The 14,865-nt window shown below is 64.2% G+C and carries 8 protein-coding genes and 1 CRISPR repeat array (1 of these 9 only partly in view); of the genes, 7 read left to right on the top strand and 1 reads right to left on the bottom strand.

What is annotated here, in order from left to right; translation table 11 throughout:
• Positions 1-90 precede the first annotated feature (90 nt).
• Positions 91-570 (top strand): hypothetical protein, encoded by a 480-nt coding sequence (locus JS278_RS02550; protein ID WP_114043827.1) that lies wholly within the window; start codon positions 91-93, stop codon positions 568-570.
• A gap of 243 nt (positions 571-813) precedes the next feature.
• On the opposite strand, the gene JS278_RS02545 is transcribed toward JS278_RS02550, so the two are convergent.
• Entirely contained in the window at positions 814-1,014 is a 201-nt protein-coding gene (locus tag JS278_RS02545) for a hypothetical protein (RefSeq protein ID WP_220150023.1), read from the bottom strand.
• A gap of 201 nt (positions 1,015-1,215) precedes the next feature.
• Between JS278_RS02545 and cas7g the strand changes: the two genes are divergently transcribed.
• The 6 genes from cas7g to cas2 are packed head-to-tail and all read left to right on the top strand — an operon-like array spanning position 1,216 to position 9,511.
• Positions 1,216-2,424 carry a type I-G CRISPR-associated RAMP protein Csb1/Cas7g gene (gene cas7g / locus JS278_RS02540; RefSeq protein WP_114043825.1) on the top strand — a complete coding sequence of 403 codons (1,209 nt, stop codon included), beginning with the start codon at positions 1,216-1,218 and terminating at the stop codon, positions 2,422-2,424.
• Between the two features lie 2 nt (positions 2,425-2,426).
• Positions 2,427-4,001: a type I-G CRISPR-associated protein Csb2 gene (gene csb2, locus JS278_RS02535; RefSeq protein ID WP_114043824.1), complete on the top strand. Its 1,575-nt coding sequence runs from the start codon at positions 2,427-2,429 to the stop codon at positions 3,999-4,001.
• Entirely contained in the window at positions 3,998-6,628 is a 2,631-nt protein-coding gene (cas3g, locus tag JS278_RS02530; RefSeq protein WP_114043823.1) for a type I-G CRISPR-associated helicase/endonuclease Cas3g, read from the top strand. The genes csb2 and cas3g overlap by 4 nt, the downstream gene beginning before the upstream one ends.
• A complete protein-coding gene (locus tag JS278_RS02525) occupies positions 6,625-7,644 on the top strand; it encodes a hypothetical protein (RefSeq protein WP_114043822.1) in 1,020 nt (339 codons plus the stop codon). The genes cas3g and JS278_RS02525 overlap by 4 nt, the downstream gene beginning before the upstream one ends.
• The gene (gene cas1, locus JS278_RS02520) at positions 7,611-9,215 is read left to right on the top strand and encodes a CRISPR-associated endonuclease Cas1 (protein ID WP_114043821.1); all 1,605 of its coding nucleotides are present in this window, start codon (positions 7,611-7,613) and stop codon (positions 9,213-9,215) included. Before JS278_RS02525 ends, cas1 begins: the two co-directional genes overlap by 34 nt.
• Positions 9,212-9,511 (top strand): CRISPR-associated endonuclease Cas2, encoded by a 300-nt coding sequence (gene cas2 / locus JS278_RS02515; protein WP_114043820.1) that lies wholly within the window; start codon positions 9,212-9,214, stop codon positions 9,509-9,511. Before cas1 ends, cas2 begins: the two co-directional genes overlap by 4 nt.
• A 185-nt stretch (positions 9,512-9,696) precedes the next feature.
• A CRISPR array of direct repeats spans positions 9,697-14,865; the repeat unit is 36 nt; unit sequence GTCGCTCCCCTTTGCCGGGGAGCCCTTCGTTGAGGC (it continues 378 nt past the right edge of the window).

The raw sequence follows: 14,865 nt of genomic DNA, 5'->3' as shown, positions 1-14,865 counted from the left end.
AACACGCGTGACCATTGAACTTCCTGGTTAACTGTGATTAACTGGTGCTTCAGGCATGCCACTCGCCCTCGGCAAATGACAGGGGAATTCATGAGCACGTACGAGCTGACCTTCGTCATCAACCCCATCGACGACGACACCATCGACCGACTGGCCGAGAACGGCATCGACTGGTCTCAGATGGGGCGCCTCCAGTTCGCCCACGTCGACCAGACCGCCGATGCCCCCTTGAGTGCCATCCGCGCTGCTCACATCATGCTTGAGACCTTGGGCGTCCAGCCGCGCCGCCTTCGCCTGGACCTGGTCTCCGCCTCTGAGATCGCTGCGCGGGCGGGAGTCTCCAGGCCGGCGGTCGCGAAATGGACGAAGCAGGTCACGGGCGACACAGCATTTCCGACCGAGTTCGACTGGTCCACCACAGGACCGATATGGGTCTGGCGCGACGTCAACAAATGGCTGCAACGCACCGGAAAGACGGGCTACGACGAGTGCTGCTCACTCTCCCTGGATGATGCCGAGGAGGGGGACAGATTGATCGCCGATATGAGATCAAGCCTTGTCGGACGCTAGATGTGAGCCACGGGCCCCTACTCGCTCCAAGCTTGTTGAGGTAGCGTGACCGTGGCGCGGCCCTTCGTTGAGGCATGGGGTTTTCCCGTTTCCAGCTGCGCTTCAGTCTGATCGCGGCCACGGGCCGCCCTTGCGTCCAAACAGAGTACATGGGTTTTTCCCGTTTGAGTTGCACTTTGACGCCGGAGCCCGTAGCATCGTTCTCAACAGCACCGGTACATGCGCTCAGGGGTGACCATGGGGTCAGGGAGAGTTCTCGATCGACGCGAGATTCGTCGACGCCTCAAACCAGCCGTCGCTGACGCGGTACTGGCCGCCGTCGATCACGGATGGACGGTCCGAGAACAGGGACACGGTGTGCGCATCTACTGTCCAGGGCCCGGACCAGAGCACACGCGGCATCAGAGGAGCATCGGCGGCACACCCCAAAGCGCCGATGATCAAGCACGACACATCGAACGGTTCGTACGCCACTGCACCGCGACACGGCAGTAACGACTGATCATCGATCCCCATCATCCATGAGTTCGCATCCGTCGTACGACCATCTGGTCTCTTAGAGAGAAAACTGTCGGACCCCCCGTCCACACTGAGACTTGCAGGCCATCCCGGCCGGCAACACCTTCAACGAAGAAAGGTTCCAGAATGAACACCCTCACCTACACCGACGTTGAGTCGGCATGCCGCGCCGGTGGCGCAACCGTCCTCTCCTCCATCACCGACCTCATCCCGGCCGCCGGCCCCCACGCCGGCATCGCACCGGCCCGCTACGTTCGCGGCAGCAACGGCACATATGCCTACGAGACTCGATACATCGACGGTGAAGCGAAGAGCGCCGTCGTCATTGATGGGAAAGCCAGCCAGATCAACCGCATCGAGGACGCGATCGCTCTCGCCATTCAGGAGGGCGACGCGGCGCTCACTCGCATGCCGAGCATCCGTGTCACCTACGAGGGCCATATGGAGCTCACATCGTTCGACTACCAGTTGCCCCACCGTTACACCGACGGCCACATCCGCTTCGGCTCCCACGACGGCAAACCGGTCACCGAGGCCCCTGAATATGTCGCTGCGCGAAATGCCACAACCGCCGACGCGACCGCGCTCCTCGAACTCAGCCCTGTCAGTCTCGTGCTCGGCTCGTGGGATTCCACCCGGAAGGCTCATCAGGCCAGATACCGATCCTGCGCGGTGGGTGAGATCATTGGGGTCCTCGCCGATCAGAGCGAGCACGGGCGCAGGCCCTCTCCCCGCGGAGCAGCCCGGAAAGATGACTTGGCTCCCAGCGTCCAGCTGACCGAGAAGGACATGTTGACGCTCTTGAAGACCCAGGAGTCCGAGATGTCCGCCAACACTGTCGAAGGCATCAAGAAGAAGGCCAAGGCCGCCAAATCCGGGAAAACGTCGGCATCGGTACTCGGCCTTGGATCCATTCCCCCCAGCCTGGACGCACTCGGTCTGGTCTCGTGCAGCTCCATCATCCGGTCTCACGTCCTCACCTTCAGCGCGCTGCGACAGATCCGGTTCGGCACAGACAACGAAGCCAATGTCGCCTGCCGCGCGCTGCTTGCGGCTCTGGCTCTCCACGGCATCGCCCTGGGCGACGAAGAACTCAATCTGCGTGCGAACTGCGATCTCCGTGAGGCAGGCGAGACACGCGTTGCGCTTGACGGCCGTCGAGGAACCCAGCGTGAGATCGCCCCGCTGACCCGCGACGTCACCGGACCTCTGCTCGCCGAGGCCATCGATGCGGCAGAGACGAAGGCGGGGATCCGTTGGGAAGGTCAGGTGTTCGAAGTGACGGGGAACCCGATCATTCTCGGCGGAATCGACGCCGATGCGGACGAGGCCTGAGAATGCCTCCGCTGACCATCAGAGCCCGCTTCCCACTCGGGATGTTCCAGGGCCACTTGGAAGACGGCTCACCGTCACGACTGCCTGATACGGCTCGGTTGTATTCCGCCCTTATCAACGCTGCGGGCAACGGCACAGCGGCAGACCCCATAAAAGGCCAGCTGCGAATCTCATCCGAGTCGGCCGCCGCGCTGAACTGGCTCGAGCATCATCCGCCGACCGAACTGATGGTGCCGGAGTACGTCCCGGCATACTCCTCGGTCACCAGTTACAGGGATGAAGGCACGCTCGAAAAACCCCCGAAGAGCAACGCCCCCCGAATCAAGAAGTCCGGTCGCACGGTCAGCACAGCTACGGCGCTAGCCGGACCGGTCGGCTGGTTCTGGGATGAGGCACCCTCACACGTGCATGAGACGATCGGGCGTCTGTGTGGTGACGTCTCGTGTCTGGGTGAGTCCGACACCCCCGTCGTGCTGACCATCGAGCCCATCGAGACAACCCACAAACTCATCTCGGAACCCAGCGAACTCCATCCGAGGGGAATCTCAGTGCGTACTCCCGCGCCCGGGCGACTTGATGAGCTCGAGCGCGCATGGGAAAGGGAGCATCCCACAAAATTCCCGACCAAGGCGAATGACAAGGCGAGGCAGACCGAGCGTACCTCGGGATCACCGATCCCCCGCGCCGCGCTGCAGGTGCTCCAGTACGAAGTACCGACTCGTCCTGTCTCACCGGACCCGTGGCCATTCGCATTCGCCATTCCGGTAGAACGCGCTCTGCGTCCCGAGGAGGTCGTCGACTGGTGTGTGGCGACACATCGGATGCTGGTGTCTCGAATGGGAGACTCCGCACCGGCCAGCGTCACTGGAGCCTTTCCGCGAGGTGTGCGGAACCCGGCGAATCGAGTCGCCATCCAGTACGTTCCCTCGAGCTTCATGGCGGATCGTCACGGGACCGGCCCAAGCGCCGACGAGTTCAGCAATGGTGCACTCATGATCCTCCTGCCAGCAGGTCTTGAACCGGCGGATCAGGCACAGATCCTCCGCGCTCTCGATGCTCCGACGTTGCGTGTCTGGATGCGCACTCAGAGCGGATCCGGGCAGGACTTGAAGCTCGGGTCTCCATCGCTGATCGGCCTGCATGACTTCTGGCCGGAGGTTCGCTCTGGGTGGCGGCGTACTTGGCGCAGTGCAAGAGGCCTGGTGCCCGAGACCCGGCGTCAGAATGACCATCCGGACCTTGGGCGATGGGGGTTCGAGGAGGCTGCCCTACTGTCCCTGTTCCATGTGTTCAGGGATCATCTACCGGATCTGCCGAGGCGGGACTACTGGGCAATGGTCCAAGCGGTGACGGACAAGTCCCTGGCCGTGCGAGTGCTTTCGACCCATCGCATCAGTGATTCGCGGGTCGACCGGTATGTGCACAAGGCACCGAAGGCAATCGGCGCGGTGCAGCCATACAGCGCTGAATTTGAGCTGGGCCATCTGGTCGGGAATCGAGCACTCATCAGCCTCGGCCAGTCACGGCATCTGGGCGGAGGCCTGCTTGTCCCCGTCGACACTCCGGAGGAGTCATGACGCTCACCATTTCTGATTTTCCACGATTCTTCGCGGAGATCAACGACCATAACGAACCATTCCCATGGCAGGTTCGACTGGTCGACACCATTTTCGAACAAGGACGATGGCCCGACGCCATCACGGCACCCACTGGGTCCGGGAAAAGCGCCGTGGTCGAGGCCCACATCTTCCTGGCTGCTCTGAGCGCCGCCGGGTCCGGCCCGAGGCTTCCCCGGCGTCTGTGCGTGGTCGTCGATCGACGAGCGCTTGTCGACTCCCAGGCCGACCGGGCCCAGCGTGTTCTGGACTGGCTGACGACCTCGGCCGATCCGCTCGCGCAGGAAATGACAGCAGCCCTGGCGTCCATCACTATCGCCCCGGACTCCGGTCCCGTCATCCTCGCCAATCTCCGTGGTGGTATCGCCTCGGACCGGACCTGGATCGACGATCCGAGCGCGTGTGCGGTGATCTGCGCCACCCCAGACATGTGGGGCAGCCGGCTTCTCATGCGCGGCTACGGAACCAGTAGGGCCGCTCGCCCAAGAGAGGCAGGTCTGCTGGGGATGGACTCGGTCGTCGTCATTGATGAGGCGCATCTCTCGAGACAGCTTCTCGGGACAGCGCGTTGGGTCTCTCGGTACGTTGCCAAGACATCCCCAACCCTCGGGGTACCGGGCCTCCAGGTCGTTGAGTCGTCGGCAACGGCACGGACCGACAATGGCGGCACAGAGATCGGCATCTCCGCCGAGGATCTCGAGTATCCGGGCCTCGAGCCACGCATGACTCGGCCCAAGCCCGTTCGGATCGTCCGCTCACCGGATTGGAACGGCCGAAAGGCCACGGCGAAGTACCTCGCAACTCTTGCGACTGAGGCACGATTGCTTCGCGAGACCCGCACCGGCGGCACGATCGGCTGCATCGTTAACAACGTCAATACCGCGCTGAGGCTCGCCGAGGAACTCGGCGACAACTGCCCATGCTGGGTCGGCCCGATGCGACCGATGGACCTGGCACGCCTGAAGGCGCAGTTCCCGGATCTGTTCGGGATCGCCGGACGCCAGGACCGTGAATCACCTCAGTTCCTGGTCGCCACTCAGACCGTCGAGGTCGGAATCGACGTCGACTTCGTCGGGTTGCTCACCGAGCTGGCCCCGGCCGACAGCCTTGCCCAACGCTTCGGACGCGTGAACCGAAAGGGCTCCAGGCACGATGGTCCGATCACCGTGATCGGCCCCGATGAGTCAGCCGTCAAGGATCAACTCCCCTACGTGGAGTCGGATCTCCGTAACGGAGATTCCTGGTTGGCTCAGCTCACCGGTACCGGGGACGCCAGACCCCAGCACGTCATGGATGTTCCCCCGCCGTCCAAGTCCCCAGAGAGGGAGATCGTGAAACTCCCCCACCCGGGCGACGCTATGCGGTGGGAGGCGACCGCAGACACGTTGCTCGCGGACGAGGAGCTGGAACTGTGGATCCGGGACTCACTCCGCCCCGATCAGCTCGAGGGCGGACTCGTGATTCGTGGTCCCCTACCCGACGACGACGCTTTGGTGTTGCCACTTCTGGACGCCACCTCACCTATCCAGGACGAAGTCTTCCCTGTCACCCTCTGGAGGCTCCGGCAGGTGGTCTTGGGGATCCTCACGGGTAACGGATCTCATGCCAGGGCCTTTGTCTTGCGGAATGACGAAGTGAGCAGCGTGGTCAAGTCTGATGACGACACAGTCGACATCCGTAGTGGGGACGTGGTCTTCATTGACACAGGCCACGCAGTGACTCGCAAAGGGGTAGTGGTCGACGACGCCACTCGACCCGAAGGTGATCTGGAAACCGGGTGGGGCGCCGTGGGCACCCAGGTCATCATGGATGGCGATCGGGAAAGTCACTGGCTCACAGATCTCTGTGGTCTCGATGATGACGATGCCCAGGAAGAGTTCCTGCGCTCCGGCGGTATCGGGGTGGTCACTAGGGGCCCCGATGTCGTGGAAGGTGTCAGACTCGCCTGGATTGTCGTGCGTCCCCCCGGCGCGATTGAGGACAACGAATCGATCCGCCAGCTGTGGACGAGGTCCGGAGATCTGGTGACATTGGCCGACCATCAAGAAGGCGTCGCGGATCGCGCCACCAACCTGGCAGACTCCATCGGGCTTGCCTCGGAGGCCCGGGAGGCCCTGTCTGTGGCAGGACTCCATCACGACGACGGCAAGTCCGACCAGCGATTCCAGAGGTACCGGCTCAATGCCCCGAACGACGCCCCAGTTCTCGCGAAGAGCCCTGCGCGGAGTGCCCAGGCAGCGTCGCGAAGGAGATGGTCCGGAGGACTACCAAGAGGCTGGCGTCATGAACTGCGGTCGGTGGCCGTCGCATGGCCGGTCATTGAAGAGAGCAACGACCCGGAGTTGGTCGCTCGGCTCATTGGAACAAGCCACGGGCACGGACGAGTCCTCCCCCAACTCGATGCACCGTCGCTGATCAATGACTGCGATGACGAAGCACTCAAGGAACGCATCATGGACCTGTTCGTCAGCGGGGAATGGTGCTCACTCATGAGCCGTACGAGTTGGCGCCTCGGCGCCTGGACATGCTGCTACCTCGAAGCAGTGCTGCGCGCAGCCGACTGCCGCGTCTCCAAGGAGGGATCATGAAGATCGTCATCTCCGGAGGGCTCAACAGCGCCATGACCCACTTCGCAATGATCGGGCTGGCCGGAATACTCGAGGAGGCCGGAGCCGAGCGCGTGCGCCTTGGCTGGACCGTCGAGGGCGCCGCCGAAGCCGTTGTCACCTGGAACGGGCCTGATGCCGGGGAAGCGGTCAAGGCTCACGCGACTCGCCATGCCGACGAAGGGTCGTGGGTTCAGGCCAAGGGTGCTGACAGTGCAACAGGGTTGTTCAGCCCCAGGATCAAGCCTCCCAGGAGTACCGCGGGATGGATCGACCTTGAGAGTCGTCGTGAGGAGTTCCTCGGATCGGACCTCACCGAGCTGGACGCGCTCTTTCTTTCAAATCTTGGAGAACCTGGATACTGGGTCGTCCACAATAATGAACTCCAACCTGACCGCGCCGCATCGAGATGGGAGATGAAGACCAGGAACCGCGGCGAGGAGTTCGTCGGGAAGCGTCTGGCACCGTTGGCTGACGTCGTCGCCAATCGTTCGACCTTGTCGATCATTGAGGGGCTGACAGGGGCGTCCGTCACAGACACCGTTGGCAAGAACAGTCCGGAGTCTCGGACCTCGACGGGCCTCACTCGACCCGGGCCTGCCGACGACGTACTGGCATGGTGTGGGCTGTGGGGGATCAGCGGCTTCGCCCTTGTTCCGGCTGTCAGCAGAGTCAGCGCCACGGCGTGCGCCTCGCCACTGAGAACGCTCCACACGAAACGGGCGCTGATTCCAGTGCTGGACCGTATGGTGTCGCCAGCAGCATGGAGAGCTGTCGTGGCCAGCCAGGCTGTCAATGGCTTACCGTCACCAGACGAGGAGAGGGTCTCAGCGGCACTGCTCGAGCTACCGCTAATGGGGGTTATCGGCGCCTGCGATTTCACGGTCCACAAAGGTGGCAGTTCTAGCGCACCGGAACGCATGATTCTCAGCGGAGAGTTCCATCCGTTGGAATACTTTTCTCCATGGACTCAGATGACACGATTCCAATCAGCCTGATCGCACACACCGTCTTCTGCCCTCGCCGGGCCTGGATCGAGGCCCAAGGAGAGCAGGTGGACAGTTTCGCGATCACCGCCGGGACGATGGCTCACAAGCGCGTCGACAACGCCTCCGAGTCTCGTCCCGGCGCAGAACGAGCGATGCTCATCCACAGTGAGGAACTGGGCCTCACCGGCCGCTGCGACGTCGTCAAAGAGCAGGATGATCAGTCACTGGAAATTGTGGAGTACAAGTCGACGCCGTCACGAAGGCGGGCTTTGATCACCGAGTCACAGCGGATCCAGGTGATCGCCCAAGTCATCTGCCTTGAGGAGATGGGCCATCGCGTCACCGGCGCCGGCGTGTACTTCACCAACCATCACACTCAGATTCCCATCATCATCGACGATGCCGCGCGACAGGAGTGCCGCGAATGGGTTCAGAGCACTCGTAACCTGATCGGCGCCGCTCAGGCCCCCAAACCACTCCTTGACGATCCTCGATGCGTGGGCTGCTCACACGCCACCGTCTGCCTCCCGGACGAGAACCGTCATATGGAAGGCCAGAAGGCGAGGAGTATTTCGGTCTCCGATCCTGATGGGACGATCCTGCACGTCATGACTCCGGGCGCTCGTGGATCGCTTAGACAGGGGCGAGTCACCGTGTCGAAGAACGGCGAGGAACTCGCCAGCGTTCCACTGGAGAAGGTGTGTGGGATCGTTGTCCACGGCAACGTGGACCTGTCGAGTGCCCTCATCCGGGAGATGCTCTGGCGGCGTCTGACTGTGGTGTGGTGCAGTGGCCGGGGCCGCGTCATCGGCTGGGCCTCAAGCGCCGATTCGCCGAACGGTCAGGCTCGGGTCCATCAGCATGTGATGTCTGAACTCGGCTCTCTGCCGATCGCCCAGCAGATCATCCGAGCAAAGATAGGGAATCAGGCCACAATGATCCGCCGGAACGGTGATCGGCCCGATCTGGTCACCGAACTGAGAGCCTTGGCACGGGCGACCGAGACGATGCCCTCTCTGCCCGAGGTGTTCGCCCTGGAAGGCCGCGCCGCCCAGATCTACTTCTCGGGGTTGCCGTCCATGCTCAAGGGCGCCGAGGCGCGGGCGTTCTTGAACACATGGCCGGGCCGGCATGGTCGAGGGGCCACCGATCCGCTGAATGCCGCGATGAACTTCACCTACAGCTTGCTCCTGTCCGACTGCATCCGGGCGCTGGCCGCCTGTGGTCTTGATCCGCACGCAGGGTTTCTCCACTCCCCGAGCAGGAACAAGCCGGCTCTCGCCCTGGACCTGATGGAGGAGTTCCGCGCGCCGATCGCAGACTCAGTGGTCCTCACCTGCATCAACAACGGTGCCCTCACGACGGATATGTTCTCGCACACCTTGGGCGACTCGCGTCTCTCCACTCAGGGCCGGAATGCCATCGTCTCCGCCTACGAGCGCAGGGTGACCACCGAGATCTCCCATCCCAGCTTCGGCTACACGGTCTCGTGGCGCCGAGCGATCGAAGTGCAGGCTCGGATCATCCTGGGAGTCGTGGACGGCACACGGAATGAGTACAAGGGAATGACAGTCCGATGAGACAGGACAGTCATCGATATCTCATCGCCTACGACGTCCCCGATGACAAGCGACGGGGCCACATGGCTGTGACTCTCAAGCGGTTCGGATTGAGAGTTCAATTCAGTGTCTTCATGGTCGACTGCTCGCCCAGCCATGTGCTCGTCCTCCAGCGTGAGCTGGAGGACATCATGGACCGCGATCAGGACTCCGTGCTCGTCAGCGACCTTGGTCTCTCAAAGACGGCGGATGACCGGGCTGTGACATGGTTGGGGCACTCCCGCTACATCGTCGGAGACGGGTCGATGATCATCTGACCCCATGCGAGAGGTCCCCCGCTCCGCGGATTCCCGGTAACCACTCGCGCCTTCATCCGGCCTTGTCAGTGGATGGATGCCGGGAGTTCAGGAGCCACCGAGGTGCGCGGGCAGTGCAGCGCTACGATGGACTCTCGCGGAGAGGGTGCTGGACTGCTTGTCAGGACCCGCTCCGCGAGACCGCTGTCGCTCCCCTTTGCCGGGGAGCCCTTCGTTGAGGCTTGGTGGACCATTCCCAGCGCTTCGAGGAGTCCTGCCCGTCGCTCCCCTTTGCCGGGGAGCCCTTCGTTGAGGCCCCCAACATGCTGCCGAATCCCGACGACCCTAAGACCTCACGTCGCTCCCCTTTGCCGGGGAGCCCTTCGTTGAGGCGCGCGGACCTTGATCCCGACCGTCCTGTTGTGGGTGTCGCTCCCCTTTGCCGGGGAGCCCTTCGTTGAGGCCGGGCAGGCCGTTGGAACCCCCAGCCCGGTACTCCGGGTCGCTCCCCTTTGCCGGGGAGCCCTTCGTTGAGGCCACCTATCCCGTGGGCATCGGCTCGATGAATTGGAACGTCGCTCCCCTTTGCCGGGGAGCCCTTCGTTGAGGCCTGCACGGAGGGAATGGTCTGCGCGGCAGTGGCCAGTCGCTCCCCTTTGCCGGGGAGCCCTTCGTTGAGGCTCCGAGACGGTCGCTGAGATGGTGGACGACATGGCCGTCGCTCCCCTTTGCCGGGGAGCCCTTCGTTGAGGCTGGAGGCAGTGGTTGGCGCGTCCGGCAGCGTTGACCCACAGTCGCTCCCCTTTGCCGGGGAGCCCTTCGTTGAGGCGGCCGGAAGGTCGAGAGGCTGCGCTGTTGGCACGCGCCGTCGCTCCCCTTTGCCGGGGAGCCCTTCGTTGAGGCACATCATCGACTGACGTCGCTGATGATGCGATCGACGGTCGCTCCCCTTTGCCGGGGAGCCCTTCGTTGAGGCTTGCCCGCATGCATGACGTTCGGGGAGATAGCCAGGTCGCTCCCCTTTGCCGGGGAGCCCTTCGTTGAGGCATCCTCGCCGAACCCCAGGACGCCTGCTACTGGCTGCAGGTCGCTCCCCTTTGCCGGGGAGCCCTTCGTTGAGGCGGCGCGCTGTCGGTGCTGGCCTTGCACCAGACCGAGTAGGTCGCTCCCCTTTGCCGGGGAGCCCTTCGTTGAGGCCCCAACCCTTGGGCAGCCGCTCCCTCCGGTCGCTTGACGTCGCTCCCCTTTGCCGGGGAGCCCTTCGTTGAGGCAAAAGTCCGGTTTGGCCGGTCAGCCCCCCAATTCCCGGATGTCGCTCCCCTTTGCCGGGGAGCCCTTCGTTGAGGCCGAGGAAACCATCAAGGGCGAGCTGGTAGACCTTGGTCGCTCCCCTTTGCCGGGGAGCCCTTCGTTGAGGCTGACACCTGAGGCTGACGACGAGCAGGCGGCAGCAGCATGTCGCTCCCCTTTGCCGGGGAGCCCTTCGTTGAGGCATGATCGGCCGCCGCTCCAAGGACGCTCGCACGGGGTCGCTCCCCTTTGCCGGGGAGCCCTTCGTTGAGGCATGAGCACCCGGGTAGGGTGCAGTGCCTCCAGTGCGTGTCGCTCCCCTTTGCCGGGGAGCCCTTCGTTGAGGCTGGTTCTCGTCACCGGTCGAGATTGTCATGAGATTCCGTCGCTCCCCTTTGCCGGGGAGCCCTTCGTTGAGGCATCTGCGTGTGCGGGGAATCGGATGACAGTTTCATCCCTGGTCGCTCCCCTTTGCCGGGGAGCCCTTCGTTGAGGCGCGGACGGCAGCACGGGCACGGCCTTCCCATCACGCGTCGCTCCCCTTTGCCGGGGAGCCCTTCGTTGAGGCTGACCGCACTAGCCCCGGTGATCGCGTCCCTGCTGGTCGCTCCCCTTTGCCGGGGAGCCCTTCGTTGAGGCGCGGCGAAAGGACGGGCTCGATGAGCAGTCAGGTGGTCGCTCCCCTTTGCCGGGGAGCCCTTCGTTGAGGCTGCGCACGTCGTCACGGATCTGGCCGATGTCCCCCCGGAAGTCGCTCCCCTTTGCCGGGGAGCCCTTCGTTGAGGCCCGATCATCTTGGGGGAGGAGGACCTGCGATGAACGGTGTCGCTCCCCTTTGCCGGGGAGCCCTTCGTTGAGGCCCGCCCTTACGGAATCCGGGTATCTTGACGGGCGGGAAGTCGCTCCCCTTTGCCGGGGAGCCCTTCGTTGAGGCCGTGCCAAGCGTGCACTGGTGCAGACGCTCCGATACGGTCGCTCCCCTTTGCCGGGGAGCCCTTCGTTGAGGCTCCTAGGAGAACCCGTGGAGCGCTGGCAGGCCCGAACCGTCGCTCCCCTTTGCCGGGGAGCCCTTCGTTGAGGCCGCTGCTGTGTGGCGGTGAGGTCGGCGTCAGGCCAGTCGCTCCCCTTTGCCGGGGAGCCCTTCGTTGAGGCCATGGACCATGTCAGCAGGACGAACCACCCGAAGGAGTCGCTCCCCTTTGCCGGGGAGCCCTTCGTTGAGGCTCACGCTGAGTCGTGCTCACCTTGTTCTTGCGGATCCGTCGCTCCCCTTTGCCGGGGAGCCCTTCGTTGAGGCAGCAACATCGTCTTCGCGTGGGCCGACGTGAAGCCCGTCGCTCCCCTTTGCCGGGGAGCCCTTCGTTGAGGCAACGAGGTGCACGTGCTGGCGCCGAGGCGTTCCGGGAAGTCGCTCCCCTTTGCCGGGGAGCCCTTCGTTGAGGCTTCGGCGGCCAGCACACACTCGGAAAAACCAAAGGTCGCTCCCCTTTGCCGGGGAGCCCTTCGTTGAGGCCGCAGGCGCACGTCTTCACAGCCGTACCGCCCGGGTCGCTCCCCTTTGCCGGGGAGCCCTTCGTTGAGGCGGTTCGCCGCCTTCACCTTGTAGCGCTCGCCGCTCGTCGCTCCCCTTTGCCGGGGAGCCCTTCGTTGAGGCCTCTCCATCAATGTCGGAATCGGATTTGACGATCCGGGTCGCTCCCCTTTGCCGGGGAGCCCTTCGTTGAGGCATCAAGTCAGTGGATGAGGTCGCATCCGTTCCGGTCGTCGCTCCCCTTTGCCGGGGAGCCCTTCGTTGAGGCGAGTCGAGCAGACCCTCGACGCTTCGGCTGGGGACCGTCGCTCCCCTTTGCCGGGGAGCCCTTCGTTGAGGCGGTTCGCCGCCTTCACCTTGTAGCGCTCGCCGCTCGTCGCTCCCCTTTGCCGGGGAGCCCTTCGTTGAGGCCTCTCCATCAATGTCGGAATCGGATTTGACGATCCGGGTCGCTCCCCTTTGCCGGGGAGCCCTTCGTTGAGGCATCAAGTCAGTGGATGAGGTCGCATCCGTTCCGGTCGTCGCTCCCCTTTGCCGGGGAGCCCTTCGTTGAGGCAGATCACGGGAGAAGTGTCTCCTGGGACCTGGCATGTCGTCGCTCCCCTTTGCCGGGGAGCCCTTCGTTGAGGCTTCCTGCCTCGGACTCCGCCAGGCTACTCACGTCCGGTCGCTCCCCTTTGCCGGGGAGCCCTTCGTTGAGGCCCTTATATTTTTCCTGGTTACCCGAATCAACGAAAGTCGCTCTCCTTTGCCGGGGAGCCCTTCGTTGAGGCAGGTCCTTCCTGATCGAGGAGACCGACCCGGGGTTGTCGCTCCCCTTTGCCGGGGAGCCCTTCGTTGAGGCAGAACAGATTAGACACGAATGCAAGGAGCCCCTGGACGTCGCTCCCCTTTGCCGGGGAGCCCTTCGTTGAGGCCGGCGCCTCGCCCGGGTCGACGACCCCGAACGCGCCCGTCGCTCCCCTTTGCCGGGGAGCCCTTCGTTGAGGCCGGGAGTCCAGCATTTGAGCCCTTCCATGCCGATCTGTCGCTCCCCTTTGCCGGGGAGCCCTTCGTTGAGGCCCGCGCTGGGCCGCAATGATGTCGACCCGTGCCTTCGTCGCTCCCCTTTGCCGGGGAGCCCTTCGTTGAGGCGGGGATGGTGCCGAGGTCCGCGGTCAGCGGAAGAGTCCAGTCGCTCCCCTTTGCCGGGGAGCCCTTCGTTGAGGCAAACCGAATTCGGAGCCCTTCACACCACAGTTCGGTCGCTCCCCTTTGCCGGGAAGCCCTTCGTTGAGGCGAGCCGGTCTTGCGGATGGAGGGCAGCACCTCGGAGTCGCTCCCCTTTGCCGGGGAGCCCTTCGTTGAGGCCCGGCCTCGCCTAGCCATGTCCCGTGTTGCCCCGCCGGTCGCTCCCCTTTGCCGGGGAGCCCTTCGTTGAGGCGCGGGCGCGCTGCGCCGCCGCATCGACCAGCGGCTCGTCGCTCCCCTTTGCCGGGGAGCCCTTCGTTGAGGCGGGGGACTCTCCACCGCCAACGGCGGGGCGGGGGGTCGCTCCCCTTTGCCGGGGAGCCCTTCGTTGAGGCGGGGGACTCTCCACCGCCAACGGCGGGGCGGGGGGTCGCTCCCCTTTGCCGGGGAGCCCTTCGTTGAGGCGCGCTGATCTTCTACGTCACCTGGCTGACGCTCCTGGTCGCTCCCCTTTGCCGGGGAGCCCTTCGTTGAGGCGGTGAGCAGGAATCGGTACTGTCTCGCCGGATCTGTGTCGCTCCCCTTTGCCGGGGAGCCCTTCGTTGAGGCGACACGCGACCGGACGGCAGGGTGACCCGTGAGTCCGGCGGGTCGCTCCCCTTTGCCGGGGAGCCCTTCGTTGAGGCATCCACCGGTCGAACATGTTGTAGCGGGGCTGGTGTCGCTCCCCTTTGCCGGGGAGCCCTTCGTTGAGGCCCGACCGCGCGCACGTAGTCGACGAGGAATTCGCCGGGTCGCTCCCCTTTGCCGGGGAGCCCTTCGTTGAGGCTTCCGGAAGATCGGCCGGAAACCCGCGGGGATAGACAGTCGCTCCCCTTTGCCGGGGAGCCCTTCGTTGAGGCCCCCTGACCCTGCCGAACGGGCAGACCCGCGACGTGTGGTCGCTCCCCTTTGCCGGGGAGCCCTTCGTTGAGGCCACCACCCAGATCAACCTCCAGCCGCTCACCAAGAGTCGCTCCCCTTTGCCGGGGAGCCCTTCGTTGAGGCGACGGTGAGCAGCGGCTGATCCAGATGGGTCTGGCCGGTCGCTCCCCTTTGCCGGGGAGCCCTTCGTTGAGGCCGATATCGTCCGGGTTGGCCCACACGGTCACGCCCGTCGCTCTCCTTTGCCGGGGAGCCCTTCGTTGAGGCAAGGCGTGGGGCGACGGCGAGAAGGAGAAGAACTGGTCGCTCCCCTTTGCCGGGGAGCCCTTCGTTGAGGCTTCTCGTGCTGCCATTCAGATGCCGCCTCGCAGCATGTCGCTCCCCTTTGCCGGGGAGCCCTTCGTTGAGGCTGTGGGAACTTTGAATGGTTCCTATATTACTGCTAGTCGCTCCCCTTTGC

Source organism: Acidipropionibacterium virtanenii (genome assembly GCF_003325455.1).
In the GTDB taxonomy this organism is placed as follows: Bacteria; Actinomycetota; Actinomycetes; order Propionibacteriales; family Propionibacteriaceae; genus Acidipropionibacterium; species Acidipropionibacterium virtanenii.
The sequence above is the reverse complement of the archived record's forward strand: the minus strand, read 5'-3'. Positions and strand labels throughout refer to the sequence as shown.